Raw genomic sequence first — 15,566 nt, 5'->3', positions numbered from 1 at the left:
CCACAAAAATCTCCAAAACGTTTAACTAGACCAGTTGCAACTTTCCAAGGCGGGGATCGATCTCAGGCTTTATGTACTCGCTTACATTCATGAGGCTGAACTGGCAACATGAATAAACACTTTTGCCTGCTCACAGGGGTTTATTGAAGGAAGCAAGGAGTTGTCAAGAGAAAAAGTAAGCATGTTGTCCGTGTTCTGATGGCGCCTTCTGACAGCTTGCCGGTTTTTATGTATTCGCTTACACACACCTGCTTCGCCGTGATATTTTTGGCGGGATGGCGAAGGGCATACCCGGCCGCGTGTTGCGGTCACGGCTCATCCTTGAACGAACCGCCCAGCGTCGCATCGATTGCATATGCAAGGAGAGAATGAGTGATCGGCAAACCTCATCGAACGGAGCAGCGCCTGAGCCGGGCGCTGAGATGGCTGGGCGCGCTGGGCGGCCTGCTGGCCATGGCGATGGCGGCCCACGGGGCTTCCGCCAGCAATGGGCCGGTCCACTATGACGCCCAAACCCACGTCTTTCGTATCGACGCAAAGGGTGTGAGCTATGTCTTTGGAGTAAACCCGAACGGCCAGTTGCAGTCGATCTACTGGGGCTCGCGCCTGGGCTTCACCGATTCTTTTCCCCAGCCGCACGCGTTGCCAGGCTGGGCCGCGTTCGATCCTTCGGTCAACACCACTCCGCAGGAGTTCACCGGCTGGGGTGGGGGCCTGTACACCACCCCCGATCTGAAAATCACCTTCCCCGACGGCAATCGCGATCTCGTGCTCCACTACGTATCGCATCAGATCGACGGCGACCGCCTCACTGTAACCATGCAGGACATCGAACGAAAGGTCTTCGTTGTACTCGATTACAAGATCGATGAAGCCACCGGCATCCTGCGGCGTTCGGCAACCATCGAAAACCGCACGGGAAAGCCTTTCACGATTGAGCAGTCCTTCGCCGCGACCTGGAATCTTCCCGCTGCCGGCGACTACCATCTCTATGACCTGACCGGCCGCTGGACCGGGGAGTGGGACTTGCAGCAGCAGGCGCTGCATCCGGGCAAGATCGTGCTCGAAAGCCGGCGAGGCCCCACCAGCCACGCCAATAATCCGTGGTTCGCCATTGAGCGCGGTGCCTCAGCGGATCAGGATCAGGGGCAGGTGTGGTTTGGCGCGCTGGGCTGGAGCGGAAACTGGCAGATCGCCGTCGAGCAGACGCAGGCCCGGCAAGTGCGCGTCACCGGCGGCTTCAACCCCTTTGATTTTGGCTACGTTCTGGCTCCCGGCGAGTCGCTCAAAACGCCCTACTTCTACGCCGGTTATACGAGAAACGGTGTGGGCGGAGCCTCGCGCCTGTTGCATCGCTTTGAAATCGCCGAAATTCTGCCCCACCACCCGCATCCCGGGCTGCGTCCGGTCGTCTATGACTCCTGGGAGGCAACGGGATTTCAGGTGAATGAGGCCGGGCAAGAGGCGCTCGCGGAGAAGGCCGCCAGCATCGGCGTCGAGCGATTCATCATGGACGACGGCTGGTTTGGCCAGCGGAAGGATGACCATGCCGGTCTCGGCGACTGGTACCCCAACCCGCAAAAATTTCCGCACGGCCTTGGGCCGCTGATCGCCAAGGTTCACTCCCTGGGCATGAGCTTTGGCCTGTGGGTCGAGCCCGAGATGGTGAACCCCAACAGCGATCTCTACCGCAAGCATCCAGACTGGGTGCTCCACTTCAACGGACGCCCGCGTTCCCAGGAGCGCAACCAGCTCGTGCTCAATCTTGCACGGCCCGATGTAAAGGCTTACGTCTTTCACACCCTCGATTCCCTGCTGACCAATAACCGCATCGACTTTCTCAAGTGGGACTACAACCGGAACTGGTCAGAGCCAGGCTGGCCCTCGGCGGGCGCGGACCACGAGAAGGAAGTCTACGTAAAGTACACGCGAAACCTGTACAGCATTCTTCAGGAGCTGCGCGCCCGTCATCCGCACGTGGAAATTGAGGACTGCTCGGGCGGTGGCGGCCGCGTCGATCTCGGCATTCTGCGCTACACCGATGAGGTATGGACCTCGGACAACACCGATCCGTTTGACCGGCTCTCCATTCAGAACGGCTTCACCTACGCCTACTCGCCCGGTGTCATGATGGCCTGGGTGACGGATTCGCCCAACTGGGTCAACCAGCGGGTCACTTCCCTGACGTACCGCTTTCTCTCATCGATGCAGGGCGCGCTCGGTATCGGGGCCAATCTGAACCAATGGACACCCCAGGAGTTCGTCCAGGCGCGCACACTGGTCGCGCAATACAAGTCCATTCGCGCCACGGTGCAGCGCGGCGCGCTCTACCGGCTGATCTCGCCGCTCCACGGCAGCGAACACTCCGCCACCGAGTATGTGGCGCCGGATGGCAAGCAGGTGGCGGTCTTTGCCTTCCTGCATTCCAGCCAGATGGGCTACCCCTATCCCGAGCTCTACCTGCGTGGATTAGAGCCGGGCGCCACCTATCGCCTGCATATGCTCGATGGAAAAGCCGCGCCAGAGACGCCCTCGAACGCGAGCGGCGCCTACTGGACGAATGTTGGAATTCAGCTTGCCCTTCGGGGCGACTTTCAGGCCGCAGCCTTCACCCTGGAGCGTGAACCCTGACAACAGACGCTCCAGGCAACATTGACGATGGCGCGACAATCATAGATGCTGCCTTCACGCCCCTTGAACAGGATGAACCATGAACATAAAAGAAGTCGCAAGGCTCGCCGGGGTTTCCACCGCTACCGTTTCCCGCACCATCAATGATTCTGAAAAGGTCACATGGGAGACGGCCGAGCGCGTGCGCAAAGCCATTCAGACCCTGCGTTATTACCCCAACACCAACGCTCGCGCCCTCGGCTCGGGACGCAGTTCGCTGTATGGATTGATCATCTCGGACATCACCAATCCGTTCTTCCCCGAGCTGGTCAAGTCCTTTGAAGACATCGCGGTCAGGAATGGACGCGAGATTCTCGTGGCCAACACCGACTATGACCCGCACCGCACCGAGCACTGCGTGAGCCGCATGCTGCAGCGCAAGGTGGACGGTGTGGCCATCATGACCACTGAGATGGAGCCGCGGCTGATTGAAGAGCTGAGCCGCCGCGAGATTCCCCTCGTCTTTCTTGACACGGCGCGCCCGCAGGGCAACGTCAGCACCATCACCATCGACTATGCCGCCGGCATTGGCGCGGCGATCGAACACCTGTATACCCTGGGCCACCGGCGCATTGCCTTCATCAGCGGGTCACCGGCGCACAAGTCCTCCCGCGCCCGGCTGGAGGCGTTTCGCAAAAACATGCGCGCGCACAAGCTGCCGCTGGAGTTTGAAGACATCGTGCAGGGCGATCACACCATCGAAGGCGGCTTCCGCGCCATGCAGCAACTGCTCGAACGCAAGCCCGTTCCGCAAGCTGTGCTCTGCTCGAATGACCTTACCGCCATCGGAGCACTGCGAGCTGTGCATCAGACGAAGCTGCGCGTTCCCCGCGATATTTCGCTGGTGGGCTTTGACGACATCACGATCAGCGGCTACACCGAACCGCCGCTGACCACCGTTCGCCTGCCCCGCGCCGAGATTGCGCGCGCCGCCTTTGCCGCGCTGCACACCAGGAGCGGACGCGGCCACAAGCGCGAGCATGTCGTGCAGCCGAGCCTGGTGCTTCGGGAGACGACCGCTCCCCCGGCAGACGGCGCGCCTGCGAAAAAGACGCGCGCCAGGGCTCGCTGACGGCCGCCCCAGAGCGGAGAACGGCTACCGGTCCATGAAGTGCGTCGCCGCCACAGCGCGCAGACGCTCGGCGGCGGACTCTGGCGTGATGTCCCGCTGCGGCATGCCCAGCATTTCAAAGCCCACCATAAATTTGCGCACCGTCGCCGAACGGAGCAACGGCGGATAGTAGTGCGCGTGAAAGTGCCACTCCTCGTGGCCGCCCGGCGTCACGGGCGCCTGATGGAAGCCCATCGTGTAAGGAAAGCTCGTCTCAAACAGGTTGTCGTAGCGAATGGTGGTCTGGCGCAGAATGTCGGCCAGCGCGGCGCGATCGGCAGCGGAAAAATCATTCATCGAACGCAGATGGCGCTTTGAGAGCACCAGCGTCTCAAACGGCCACACGGCCCACCACGGCACCACCACCGCAAAGCCCTCGTTTTCGCAGATCACGCGCGTCTGCTGGCGCATCTCCTCGGCCAGATAATCACACAGCAGGCAGCCGCCGTGCTCGGCGCGATAGGCCCTCAGCGACTCGCCTTCGAGCGCCGGTTCATCGGGCACATGCCGCGTCGCCCATATCTGCCCATGCGGGTGCGGATTGCTCGCGCCCATCAAAGCCCCGCGATTCTCAAAGATCTCGACGTAGCCAATCTCCGGATCGGCGCCCAGTTCGCGATACTGCGCCTGCCACTCCTCCACCACGCGGGCAATCTGCCCGGGCTGCATGCGCGCCATGGTCAGGTTGTGGTGAGGATGAAAGCACAGCACGCGGCAGCGGCCCGTCTCCGGCTCGGCGCGCAGCAGCGGAGAGCTGCTCGTACTCTCTGCCCCGGCCGGAGCCTCGGGCAGCAGAGCCGCATAATCATTGTCAAAGACAAAAACGCTCTCATAGGCCGGCGTCTTGTGGCCACCGGCGCGCTCGTTGCCCGGGCAAAGATAGCAGGCCGCGTCATAGGTCACGTCTGAGAAGCCGGTGGCCTGGTTCACTTCCCCCTGCCAGGGGCGCTGCGTGCGATGCGGAGAAACCAGCACCCACTGGCGGCGCAGCGGGTTGTAACGGCGGTGCGGCGAGCTGAACAGCGCGGAGACGTTCGACACGGAAACTCCTGAAATTTCTTTTGTAACCGATTGCAACACGCCGTCCCCTCTTCCGCCAAATTCCAGAGACAGGCCGCGTGCCCTATCGTGAGTCTTCGAGCGCCAGCCGGGCCGCTCCTGACCCATGATTAATGGATTGCATTACAGTGTAATATTCAAGTATGGCAACTACCACTCAAAGAAGGTCGAAGGTCTATACGATCAGCCTGCCACCCGAACTGGCACTGAAGGCCGAAGCCCTCGCCCGGCGCGACAGCCGCACCATGAGCGAGCTATTCCGGGAAGCCTTCCGCACCTACTCCGCACAGCAGGCGCGGCTGACGCTCGACGAACTGGGAGAATACGCAGCCAGTCGCAATCCGAAGGGCTACACCGAAGCGGACGTGCCCCGGCTCATTCAGGAAGTACGCGCCACGAAGCCACGCCGCAGGAGCTCTTCCAAAGGGTGATTGTCGTCATCGACACAAATGTCTGGATTTCCGCGCTTCAGTTTGCCAAAGGCCGGGGTACTCCGGTGATGGCGCTGGAAAAAGCAATGAGCGAAGACGTGATTGCCAGCTGCGATGAAATCAATGCGGAGATCGTGCGCGTGCTGACTGAGAAGTTCTCGTGGGAACAGCAGCGGGTGAAAGCAGCGCTGCGGACAATCCTCGCACGCGGCATTCACATTGCAATTCGAGGCACGGTCAAGATCTGCCGCGATCCCGGCGACGATATGTTTCTGGAGTGCTCAGCTCTCGCCGGGGCAGATTTGCTGGTCGCGGGAGACAAGGACTTACTGACTCTGGGAGCGTACCGTGGGACGCGCATCGTGACGCCCGCGGAGTACCTCCATTTCAAATAGGCAACCGGCATGATTGCATCTGCTGCACAACCCGCACCGAAAACCCTCGCAGGCTCTAACATGGGAGGGATGAACGACCGCCCACGATTCTCTGCCCGGGAGATTGCCGCGCTGCAGGATGCCTGTACAGCGCGCTGGCACCGGGAGGATGGCCTGCCGATTCCTGAAGCTGACGCGTGGCTGCGCACCGTGGCCGAGCAGCACGCCGCCAACTTTGAACTGTGGCACACCGAGGATCGTGCCCGCACTCCCGGAGCCTCTGACGCCGAGCTGGCCACGGTCAAGCGCGCTATTGACCGCATCAACCAGCGCCGCAATGATCTGGCCGAGGCCTGCGACACCCAGTTGCTCGACGCGCTGCGGCCGCTGCATTTGCCCCAAGCGAATGCGCCGCTTCACTCGGAATCTCCCGGCCTCATGATCGACCGGCTCTCTATTTTGTCGCTGAAACTGTTTCATACAGAGGAGCAGATCGCGCGGGCCGACGCTCCCGCCGGCCACGCGGAGAAGAACCGCGAGCGGCTCAGGATTCTGCGGGAGCAGCGCGAAGATCTGGTAAGCTGCCTCGATGCGCTCTGGCAGCAGGTAATGGCCGGGGAGCGCCGCTTCAAGCTCTACCGCCAGCTCAAGATGTACAACGACCCTGATCTCAACCCTGCGATGTATGGCTCGCCTTCCGGCTCATAATCGGGCAAGGAATTCGGGCCGTGAGCAGAAAAACTCCACATCGCATAACATAGACCGGAAGAAGCTGCTGTGATGCCCGCTGCCCGTTGACGGTCGCGCAGCAGATAAGATAACAACGGATGCAAGTCTGAGCCAGTTGAATCACCTGATCGACAATCACCAAGAGCATTGCGATGGGGGCCGACATGCAGGACGCACGATCACACACAGGTGCCAGGAAGATGCCGCGTTCCATTCTTGAAAAGAAAGACTCGAATCACCACAACGACGAACACCTCAAGCGCTTTCATAGCGCCATGCGCGCCATGCAGGAAGGCAAATACGACAAGGCGAAATCGGAGTTTGATCTGCTCGCCAGCGATGGCCCCTTCGAGATGAAGGACCGCTCCATCGTCTTTGCCCGCGCCTGCGAAAAGGAGATGCAGAAGTCCTCGGGCCTCGAATTCTCCTCGATCGAAGAGCGCTACGACTACGCCGTGCTGCTGCTCAACCAGGGCAACTACGAAGACGCTCGCGAGCATATCGACGCGATTCTGACATCGCGCCCTGAAGCGGACTACGCCTACTATGGCGCCGCCCTGCTGGCCAGCATGACCGGCCAGGCCGAGGAATGCCTGCAGCACCTGGGCCGGGCCATCGAGCTGAATCCGCAGAACCGCATTCTTGCGCGGCGCGATTCAGACTTCGGCGACATGTCCGATGATCCGCGCTTTACTGAGATGCTTTACCCCGAGGTCTACTGACGGCAAACACGGGCACAGCCACGGAGCATCCGGTACACTCTAAGGTGCACGTGCCCGTTTTGTCTCCATCCCCCAGCGTGAATGTTTCCGCTGTGACCGCCCTACGCCGCGTGGTCGCCATCGGCGGCGGCACCGGTCTCTCGACTTTGCTGCGCGGCCTCAAGCGACATGTGCTGCCGCATGCTGGCGCGGCTCCCCTCTTCGCCAGCAGCTCTGAGCCGCAGCCCGAGTGTCCGCCCCCATGCATCAGCGATCTGGCCGCGATTGTCACCGTCACCGACGACGGCGGATCGAGCGGCCGCCTGCGCAAAGACTTCAAGATGCTGCCCCCGGGCGACCTGCGCAACTGCATGGTCGCGCTCAGTGAGGACGAGCACCTGATCTCGCAGCTCTTCCGCCATCGCTTTCGCAACGGCGGCGAGCTGGAGGGCCACAACTTTGGCAATCTCTTCGTAGCCGCGCTGGTCGAAATGACGGGCGACTTTGCCCACGCCGTGCGCCTGGCCGCCGAAGTGCTCGCCACGCGCGGCCACATCTATCCCGTGACCACCTCAAATGTGACGCTGGCTGCGCGCATGAGCGACGGCTCCATTGTGCAGGGCGAGACCAACATCACGGCCAGCAATCTGGTCATTCAGGAACTGATGCTGGAGCCGCCCGACGTGCAGCCCTTGCCCGAAGCGCTCGCCGCCATCGAGTCCGCTGACCTGATCACGCTCGGTCCCGGCTCGCTCTTCACCAGCATTATCACCAACGTGCTGGTGCCGGGCATTCCCGAAGCGCTGGCCCAGGCACGCGGCACGCGGGTCTACGTGGCCAACCTGATGACGCAGGCCAATGAGAGCCTGCACCTCTCGGCCTCGCAGCACATCGAGCGCATCTACGCCCATGCTCGCGCGCCTATCTTTGACTACGCGCTCATCAACACGGCTCCGGTGCCGGAGGCAGCCCGCGAGCGCTACGCCGCCGAGCATGCCGAAGTGATTGAGGCCGACGTCGAGAAGATTGAAGCCATGGGCATCCGCTGCATCACCGGCGACTTTGCCGAGGTGGAAGGTGTCGTGCGCCACAATCCCGACCGCGTCGCCGAAGCTCTACTCGCCCTGCCGATCGGGCATAAATAAAGCAGAAAAATAATGGGGCAAATTCGTATAATCGTTTCGCATGCTGACTCGCATCTACATCGACAATTTCCGGAGCTTCGTCAATTTCGAGTACCGCCCGGAAAGTAAGCAGTTGCTGCTCGGCCCAAACGGCAGTGGCAAATCGTCGCTTCTTGATGCGATTCGTTACTTGAAGGGTTTCGTTGCCGGCTATGCAAACAGATTTGCAGTGTCCACTCGCACACGTTGGCAAAATCAGCCTCTGCAAGTCATGGAACTAGTTGCCAGCCTCGATGACAGGCCTTTTGAGTACCGCGTTGAAATTAGCAATGCGGAACCGGCCAAGAGTCAATCGGTGCAATTGGAAAGGCTAAAGGTATTCGGGAAGACAGTTTTCGAGCTTGCAGATGGACTGATACGCTTCTTCCCAAGTGAGGGTGAATCAAAAGCTGTCCCACTGCAGACAAACCGCTCCGCATTGCATCTTGCAGTGTTAAGTAACCCTGACGTTCGTCGTTTTGTTGAATGGCTGGATCGAGTTCACTGTTTCGACATTGACGCGTACCCGGGAGAGATGGATGAAACCGCAGATAGTGAAGAGCGCGACCCTGACTTTGAACTGGAGAATCTCGCTGGATGGTACCGCTATCTCGTACAAACATCCCCCGAAGAGAACGTTAAATTTATGAAATCCCTCCAAGATTGCATGGATGGATTTATCACGTTTCGCTTCTCCTCTGAGGATGACGGCTCCAGAACCCTCCGCGCTGAGTTCTCTGCGCCTGCGGGCAAGAAGGTCAGCTATTCCATTTCTGAGCTTTCGCAGGGACAGCGCCAGTTGATTGCGCTGTACATGATTCTTCACTTTCCCATCTATCGGGGTGATACGGTTTTTATTGATGAACCGGATAATTTTCTTTCGCTGCGGGAAATCCAGCCATGGCTGCTGGCTGCAGAAGAAATGGTGGAAGAGCACGGTGGACAACTCATCCTGATCTCCCATCATCCTGAGACCCTGGATCGCTGGGCGAAGGAATATGGCTTGCGCTTCTTCCGGGAAGAGAACGGCCATGTCCGCACGGAGAAATTTAGCTCCAAGCAAAACGGTGAACTTCCGCCTTCGGAACTGATCGCTAGAGGCTGGGAATAATGGCAATACCATCCCGAGTCATTCTCTTGGTAGAGGACTCTTGTCAGGAGCAACTGATTGTCCGGTACCTTCGTAAGCTCGGCCTGGGCATGCATACTATGCGCATCGTAAAGTCTCCTGCGGGCGCAGGAAGCGGCGAACAATGGGTACGCACGCAGTTCCCGAAAGAAGTCTCCGCCTGCCGTAACCGTCATGCGGAAACAAAACTCATTGTCCTCGTTGATGCCGATACACATTCCGTTCCAGCACGACTACAACAGCTCGGTCATGCACTCGATGAAGCACAAGTCCAACGGATCGAAAGAAATGAAGAAATCGCGTGTCTCGTTCCGCGACGCAACATCGAGACCTGGATTTTGTGTTTGAATGACGAGCAAGTGGACGAGAATACGGACTATAAGGGGAGACACGCGGACTGGAGTCAACTCATTCGCACAGGTTCAACAAGTCTCTATCGGTGTACTCGACCGAATGCGGCTATCCCTCCACACTACGTTCCATCTCTGCATGCTGCCATATCCGAACTTCAGCGGATGAATTTCAAACCTTAGAGTGTGCTTATCGGTGTCGAACAAGGAACGATGTAAGGGCTCTCTTCCTCTGCCCTTTCCTGAACGGCCAGTCCCCTACCCACTCACCGTGCGCTTCAACTGGCCGCAGGCGGCGTAAATATCCCGTCCGCGCGGCCGCCGGATGTATGCCGGAACTCCCTTGCCTACGAGATACTCCTGAAAGGCCGCAACGTCCTCGGCCTTCGGCATGGTGTAGGGCACATCCGGGCCGGGATTCCACACGATCAGGTTCACCTTCAGCGGCAGATTGGCCCGGCGCAGCAGCCGCGCGACCGTTTCGGCGTGCTCCGGCTGGTCATTGACGCCGCCCAGCAGCACGTATTCAAAGGTTACGCGCTCTTTGGCGCGCAGCGGAACTTTGCGCACCGCATCGAGCACCTCAGCGATGTCCCACTTGCGATTGATGGGCATGACTGCTTCGCGCACGATGTCATCGGGCGCATTGAGGCTGATGGCCAGCTTCGGCCGCACCGGCTCTTCGGCAAAGCGCAAAATCCCCGGCACGATGCCGGACGTCGAAACCGTCATGCGCGAGACGGGAATCCCGACCTCGTCACTGAGCAGCCGCACGGCGTCCATGAAAGCGTCGTAGTTCAAAAACGGCTCGCCCATGCCCATAAAGACAAGATTGATGCGGTCGCGGCCCATCTCCACCTGCTGGCGCTTGAGCACGGCCACCACCTGCCCGGCAATCTCGCCTGCGGTCAGGTTGCGAATGATGCCCAGCCGCGCCGTCAGGCAGAACTGGCAGTTCACGGCGCAGCCAATCTGGCTCGAGACGCAGATGGTCGCCCGCTGGTAGGCGGCCTCGCCGGAGTCTTCCCCAGGCCTGTCGTCCCCAGCCCCGTCGCTTCCAGACCCGTCGCCGGCCTCGCCGCCATCTCCGCCCGGCATCCAGACCGTTTCCACCGTCTGGCCGTCATGGCCCGCGATCAGGTAGCGCTCGGTGCCGTCGACCGAGCGAAAAGTCTCCACAATCCCGGGCAATCCGGGCGCAAAACCGGCTTTTTCGAGGCTTTCCCGCAACTCCTGCGGCAGCGTGGTCACCTCGCTCCAGCTAGCCGCCCACTGGCGGTAAAGGGCGTGCCTCACCTGCCGCAACCGCCAGGGCGGCAGACGGAAATCCGCCAGCGCTTCGCTAAGCTCCTCAAAAGAAAGGCCAAACAGCGGGCGGGCAGGGGCATGCACCGGCAGACGCCCGGAAGCGTCTAAAATGGTAGTCAGGTTGTTCCTGCCAGCGGTCATCCCATCCCGAGGATAACGCACATCCTCTCCGCGACGGGCAGGGCATGTCTGAGTGCAGCATTTCGAGCGCTCCCCTCTTCGGGCGCCGCCGCACAACCCGACAAGAAACGGATATATGAGTCAACAACGAGACATTCGACGGACAGTTTTGCCCAACGGCCTCACCATCCTTACCGAGCGCATGGAGCACGTGCGCTCCGTGGCCATGGGCGTTTGGATCAACACCGGATCGCGCCACGAGCTGCCCGAGGTGAACGGCATTTCGCACTTTGTGGAGCACATGGTCTTCAAGGGCACCCGCAACCGCTCGGCACAGCGCATTGCGCGCGAGGTGGACGCCATCGGCGGCAACATGGACGCCTTCACCGGCAAGGAGACCATCTGCTTCAACATGAAGGTGCTCGATGAGCACGTGCCCACGGCCACCGAAGTGCTCTCTGATCTCGTGCTGAACCCCGTTTTCTCGCACGAGGAGATCACCCGCGAGCGCGGCGTCGTACTCGAAGAGATCAAGATCGACGAGGACAACCCCGACTACCTCGTACACGAGCTCTTTGTGCAAAGCTTCTGGAAGGACCACCCCCTCGGCAAGCCCATCCTGGGCACGCGCGAGACCGTCAAGCGCTTTGAGCAGGACACGCTCTTCGGCTACTACGGCGACCGTTTTCTAGGCGGCAACATGACCTTCTCCGCCGCCGGGCACCTGGAGCACGATGCCTTCGTCGAGCAGATTCGCCGCCGCTTTGAGTCGCTGCCCGCGGGCCGCAGCGAGCTGAGCCAGACGCCGCCCACCACGACGGCGCGCATTCAGATGCGCAACAAAAAGTCGCTCGAACAGGTGCAGCTCTGCCTGGGCGTGCCCGCGCCGCATGTGTCCTCAGAGGACCGCTACATCACGCTGATGCTCAACACCATTCTGGGCGGCGGCATGAGCTCGAGGCTCTTCCAGACGGTGCGCGAGGAGCATGGGCTCGCCTACTCCATCTACAGCGACCTCGCGCCCTACCGCGACACCGGCTCGCTCTGCGTCTATGCCGGCACCTCGGCGGCCAACGTGGAGCGCATGATCACGCTTGTCATGGCCGAGTTGCAGCGCATGAAGCAGGAGCCGGTCACCGCCGATGAGTTGCGGCGCGCCAAGGACCAGCTCAAGGGCAACCTGCTGCTCTCGCTTGAAAGCTCGATGTCGCGCATGTCGAACCTGGCCCGGCAGGAGATGTACTTCGGCCACTTCTTCAGCTTCGACGACATTCTCACCCAGGTCGAGGCCGTGACCGTGGAGCAGATCATGCAGCTCGCGCAGCGGCTCTTCCGCCCCGAACTCGTGGCCGTGACGCTGCTCGGCCGCCTGGACGGCGTAAAGATCACCCGCGCGCAACTGGCCTGCTAGAAGTCGGGCAAAAACAAAAGCGGGAAGAGTTTTCACTCTTCCCGCTTTGCTTGCGACTCAGAAATTAGAGAGCCTGAACGTTCTCAGCCTGCCAGCCCTTCGCGCCCTTGACGACGTTGAACTGAACGGCCTGGCCTTCCTGCAGCGAGCGGAAGCCATTGCTGGTGATCGCCGAGAAGTGCACGAAAACATCTTCACCATTGGGACGGCTCAGAAATCCAAAACCCTTGGCATCGTTAAACCATTTCACTGTTCCCTGTTCCATATAAGTATTCCTCTTCAAATTGAATGTATCGCTGAACTCAAGTGTGATTATTTGCAAGTCAAGCGATGAAGCGGAACAGGCAAGAAAACCAAGTAGGATTCGACGATCTGTTCCAAGAGTAACACCAATGCGCCGGCTATCCGGAAAGAATCGCAGGAAACCGGAGAAAAGAGCGTATGCTCTAACTAGGCCTTCATCGTGTGTGGACTCGTCCACACCTCACAGCCAGCCCTCGACGCTCTCTCTTGACGGCACACCATCGCGCCGCGTGAAGCACTCTTCCCCACCGCCCCGTAGCGGTATTGGCATCGAGTCCGGCTCAAGTACCCAACGCACCACTACCGCGAAAAGAGGTATCCATGCGCTCTGATCTGGTGTACTCCGCCGGACGCAGCATCGAGAATCGTTTTCTTCTCGTCACCGTCGCCACCCGCGTCATCCGGTCGCTGCATGTGGACTCGACGCGCACGCAGGAGACGGCGAATCGCGCGCTTGCCGACATTTCGCGGGGCCACTTTGCTCCCGCGGCGCTTCCCGCTCCCGCGCCGCAGCCCTTTATCGAGGCGCTGAGCATCACTCCCGCAGCGTAAGGGCCGTACCGGCAGACGCATCCATGACTTCTCCCCGACAGCAGTTTTCCGTTTCAGAACAATCACCGCGAGGTTCCATGCAACTGAATACGCACTCTCCCTATGAATTGAAAGACCTCTACCAGAACATCGACCTGATCGACCGCAAGATCGCCCACAGCCAGACCTGGGAGACCTTTGCGTCGCAGGACGCGCTCGACGCGCACGTGCGCAAGCTGACGACCAAGCGCGCCAATCTGATCAAGTCCGCTCTGGTGCTCACCAATCTGGGCGTCGAGTGTGACCCGCAGTACGTGCCGCGCTCCCTGAGCCAGACGGCCCGGCCGGTGGCCGACACGGCCTCCGGCGAAGACGCAGCCGTCTCATAACGGTCCCCTTGCCGGGTTTGAGAGTGCCGGATCGCCTCGCAGCGAAAATGTGAATGTGAATTCGCGTTTTTTCGCGAAACATGGCGGCGGCATGCTCCCGGCTTGGCGGTAAGTTGCCTATTTTCAGATAGATGCAGGACCGACACCCGGAATGTGAATTGAGATTCACATTCCGGGTGTCTTTTTTGCGGCTGCCAAGGCGGAGGGTGCGGATTTTCGAACTATCTGATTCATTTTGCATGACTTAGATACGCTTTACCGGCCGCATTTTGAATGTGAATCCAGATTCACATTTATGGCGGTTTTTTCGGGGCGGGGCGGTCTTCCCGGCTCGGGAAACAGGGTGGCGGTGAGGCTGGATTTCAGAGGAAAGCGGGAGGTCTGGGTGGCGGAAAGCCGGAGTTTTCCCCTTCTTCCATGGTAACGAATGGGGTGGGAATTTCCGGCAGGGACGGGGAGCGAATGGGGCTGTCTCGAACCCCACACAAGCAAAAGAAGCTTGTGTGGGCCACCCGCCGGAACTGGGCCAATTGAAAGAGTCCTAGTCATCCATGAATATCTTCAAACGACAGGTGCCAGCGACGATCGCAGAACGGAGAAAATCATATTGGGTCCAGACTTCTTCGTTAGCTCCCCCTCATATAGATGCGTATTGCCATCTTTGAGTCTGATTTCCAACTGATGGGCAGCGTTGGGATACTTCTCTAGCGCTTGGAGCAGTGGTCCAAGCCAAGGTTCAGGCCATAACTCAAAATACTTGACCGCAGTGATATCTTCCAGCAGTCTGCAAACGTCTTGGTAGCAATTGGAATCCTTATTCCGAACGCGTTGATTGGGAGACAGATCAATGGACAAGATGAGCTGTTCTTCACTTGCTTCCAAATTGAGTTCTTTGGCATGCAACGTATCAGCCCATCCGCCCAAATAGCCAACATGGACAAATGCAGGTCCCTTTCGCAATGACTGAATCATGGCGAGATGGTACGCCAATCATCCTGTGGGAAATCGGGGCAAATAAAAGGAGGCAAACGGAAGCACTTGCCTGCTGGATCGGAGTTTCATATGCTCTGAGCATGGAGCGACTCACCCAGGACGAGCTTTCGCGGCTGACGCCACCGGAGCGGCTGGATATGATTGCGCAGCTTTGGGACAGCCTCGAAGAGAACCAGCTTCCTGTTTCTGCGGCCCAGAAAGACGAGCTGGACCGGCGTCTTGATCGCCTGGACGCGGACCGGCGCGAGAGCGTGACCTGGGACGCGCTGAAAGCGGAGCTGGAGCGTCGTTGCCCGTAACCCACCCGGTCAACTTCACCCCTGCTGCCCGATATGAACTGTTGGACGCGCAGGACTGGTACGAAAACGAAGTCGAAGGCCTTGGGCAGCGATTTCGCGCAGAGGTGAGCACTGCGGTAGAGCGAATACAAGCCAATCCTCACCAATTCCCTCTTGTGTACCGCAATGTTCGACGCGCTGTCCTCCGGCGCTTCCCATACCTTCTTATGTTCCTCATCGAGCCCGACGATTCCCTCACGGTGGTTGCCTGTTTTCATGGAAGCCGCAATCCGGTCCGCTGGCATGGCCGGCTGTAATCGCTGCAAGGTTCTGAGCCAGTTCGCTCCCTCCGGTTCGTCATTGGGCTCGCAGGGAGAGGTCCACATGCGTGGGCGAGTCCTGCCGGTAATTGTGAGGGAAATTGCTATCCTGAAAATATAGGGCAGACTCTGGCCGCCCGGCAGGGTGTCCTGCCGATTTCGGGGGTTAATATGCCCCGGAACGAGTCCTGTAAAC

General features: G+C 59.7%; 18 protein-coding genes. 14 read left to right on the top strand and 4 right to left on the bottom strand.

Annotated elements, in window-relative coordinates; translation table 11 throughout:
• The first annotated feature begins 453 nt into the window (after positions 1 to 453).
• Together ACP_RS00345 and ACP_RS00340 are read left to right on the top strand one after the other, a co-directional pair.
• Positions 454 to 2,631: an alpha-galactosidase gene (locus tag ACP_RS00345; RefSeq protein WP_012680476.1), complete on the top strand. Its 2,178-nt coding sequence runs from the start codon at positions 454 to 456 to the stop codon at positions 2,629 to 2,631.
• Between the two features lie 79 nt (positions 2,632 to 2,710).
• Entirely contained in the window at positions 2,711 to 3,742 is a 1,032-nt protein-coding gene (locus ACP_RS00340; protein ID WP_012680475.1) for a LacI family DNA-binding transcriptional regulator, read from the top strand.
• Between the two features lie 24 nt (positions 3,743 to 3,766).
• On the opposite strand, the gene ACP_RS00335 is transcribed toward ACP_RS00340, so the two are convergent.
• Positions 3,767 to 4,822 carry a UDP-glucose--hexose-1-phosphate uridylyltransferase gene (locus ACP_RS00335; RefSeq protein ID WP_012680474.1) on the bottom strand — a complete coding sequence of 352 codons (1,056 nt, stop codon included), beginning with the start codon at positions 4,820 to 4,822 and terminating at the stop codon, positions 3,767 to 3,769.
• A gap of 161 nt (positions 4,823 to 4,983) precedes the next feature.
• Between ACP_RS00335 and ACP_RS00330 the strand changes: the two genes are divergently transcribed.
• The 7 genes from ACP_RS00330 (at position 4,984) to ACP_RS17950 (ending at position 9,900) form a co-directional block, all read left to right on the top strand.
• Positions 4,984 to 5,271: a ribbon-helix-helix protein, CopG family gene (locus tag ACP_RS00330; RefSeq protein WP_041839129.1), complete on the top strand. Its 288-nt coding sequence runs from the start codon at positions 4,984 to 4,986 to the stop codon at positions 5,269 to 5,271.
• Entirely contained in the window at positions 5,268 to 5,666 is a 399-nt protein-coding gene (locus tag ACP_RS00325; RefSeq protein WP_012680473.1) for a putative toxin-antitoxin system toxin component, PIN family, read from the top strand. Before ACP_RS00330 ends, ACP_RS00325 begins: the two co-directional genes overlap by 4 nt.
• Positions 5,667 to 5,735: 69 nt before the next feature.
• Positions 5,736 to 6,353 carry a DUF4254 domain-containing protein gene (locus ACP_RS00320; protein WP_012680472.1) on the top strand — a complete coding sequence of 206 codons (618 nt, stop codon included), beginning with the start codon at positions 5,736 to 5,738 and terminating at the stop codon, positions 6,351 to 6,353.
• Positions 6,354 to 6,574: 221 nt separating this feature from the next.
• Positions 6,575 to 7,096 carry a tetratricopeptide repeat protein gene (locus tag ACP_RS00315; protein ID WP_169305879.1) on the top strand — a complete coding sequence of 174 codons (522 nt, stop codon included), beginning with the start codon at positions 6,575 to 6,577 and terminating at the stop codon, positions 7,094 to 7,096.
• A gap of 92 nt (positions 7,097 to 7,188) precedes the next feature.
• Positions 7,189 to 8,220: a gluconeogenesis factor YvcK family protein gene (locus tag ACP_RS00310; protein WP_238525601.1), complete on the top strand. Its 1,032-nt coding sequence runs from the start codon at positions 7,189 to 7,191 to the stop codon at positions 8,218 to 8,220.
• Between the two features lie 40 nt (positions 8,221 to 8,260).
• Positions 8,261 to 9,349 carry an AAA family ATPase gene (locus ACP_RS00305; RefSeq protein ID WP_012680469.1) on the top strand — a complete coding sequence of 363 codons (1,089 nt, stop codon included), beginning with the start codon at positions 8,261 to 8,263 and terminating at the stop codon, positions 9,347 to 9,349.
• A gap of 98 nt (positions 9,350 to 9,447) precedes the next feature.
• A complete protein-coding gene (locus ACP_RS17950) occupies positions 9,448 to 9,900 on the top strand; it encodes a hypothetical protein (RefSeq protein ID WP_148214951.1) in 453 nt (150 codons plus the stop codon).
• A 75-nt stretch (positions 9,901 to 9,975) separates the two neighbouring features.
• Here the strand turns inward: ACP_RS17950 and rlmN are convergent, their stop codons facing one another.
• Positions 9,976 to 11,166 carry a dual-specificity RNA methyltransferase RlmN gene (rlmN, locus tag ACP_RS00300; RefSeq protein WP_012680467.1) on the bottom strand — a complete coding sequence of 397 codons (1,191 nt, stop codon included), beginning with the start codon at positions 11,164 to 11,166 and terminating at the stop codon, positions 9,976 to 9,978.
• A 115-nt stretch (positions 11,167 to 11,281) separates the two neighbouring features.
• Here rlmN and ACP_RS00295 point away from each other — a divergent pair, with 115 nt between their 5' ends.
• Positions 11,282 to 12,556, top strand: coding sequence for a M16 family metallopeptidase (locus ACP_RS00295; protein WP_012680466.1), 1,275 nt, complete (start codon positions 11,282 to 11,284; stop codon positions 12,554 to 12,556).
• Between the two features lie 64 nt (positions 12,557 to 12,620).
• On the opposite strand, the gene ACP_RS00290 is transcribed toward ACP_RS00295, so the two are convergent.
• Entirely contained in the window at positions 12,621 to 12,821 is a 201-nt protein-coding gene (locus ACP_RS00290) for a cold-shock protein (RefSeq protein WP_012680465.1), read from the bottom strand.
• 359 nt (positions 12,822 to 13,180) lie between these two features.
• Here ACP_RS00290 and ACP_RS00285 point away from each other — a divergent pair, with 359 nt between their 5' ends.
• Positions 13,181 to 13,411 (top strand): hypothetical protein, encoded by a 231-nt coding sequence (locus ACP_RS00285; protein WP_041839126.1) that lies wholly within the window; start codon positions 13,181 to 13,183, stop codon positions 13,409 to 13,411.
• A gap of 77 nt (positions 13,412 to 13,488) precedes the next feature.
• On the top strand, positions 13,489 to 13,779 hold the full coding sequence (locus ACP_RS00280) for a hypothetical protein (RefSeq protein WP_052294627.1): 291 nt from the start codon (positions 13,489 to 13,491) through the stop codon (positions 13,777 to 13,779).
• 561 nt (positions 13,780 to 14,340) lie between these two features.
• Here the strand turns inward: ACP_RS00280 and ACP_RS00275 are convergent.
• On the bottom strand, positions 14,341 to 14,751 hold the full coding sequence (locus tag ACP_RS00275; RefSeq protein ID WP_148214950.1) for a hypothetical protein: 411 nt from the start codon (positions 14,749 to 14,751) through the stop codon (positions 14,341 to 14,343).
• A 101-nt stretch (positions 14,752 to 14,852) separates the two neighbouring features.
• On the opposite strand from ACP_RS00275, the gene ACP_RS00270 reads away from it, so the two are divergent.
• Positions 14,853 to 15,071: an addiction module protein gene (locus tag ACP_RS00270; protein ID WP_041839735.1), complete on the top strand. Its 219-nt coding sequence runs from the start codon at positions 14,853 to 14,855 to the stop codon at positions 15,069 to 15,071.
• Positions 15,062 to 15,367, top strand: a complete 306-nt coding sequence (locus ACP_RS18760) for a type II toxin-antitoxin system RelE/ParE family toxin (RefSeq protein ID WP_012680461.1) — start codon at positions 15,062 to 15,064, stop codon at positions 15,365 to 15,367. The genes ACP_RS00270 and ACP_RS18760 overlap by 10 nt, the downstream gene beginning before the upstream one ends.
• Positions 15,368 to 15,566: the final 199 nt, after the last annotated feature.

Origin of the sequence: Acidobacterium capsulatum ATCC 51196, assembly GCF_000022565.1 — a bacterium.
Classification (GTDB): domain Bacteria; phylum Acidobacteriota; class Terriglobia; order Terriglobales; family Acidobacteriaceae; genus Acidobacterium; species Acidobacterium capsulatum.
This window is presented reverse-complemented; position numbering and strand designations above follow the sequence as displayed.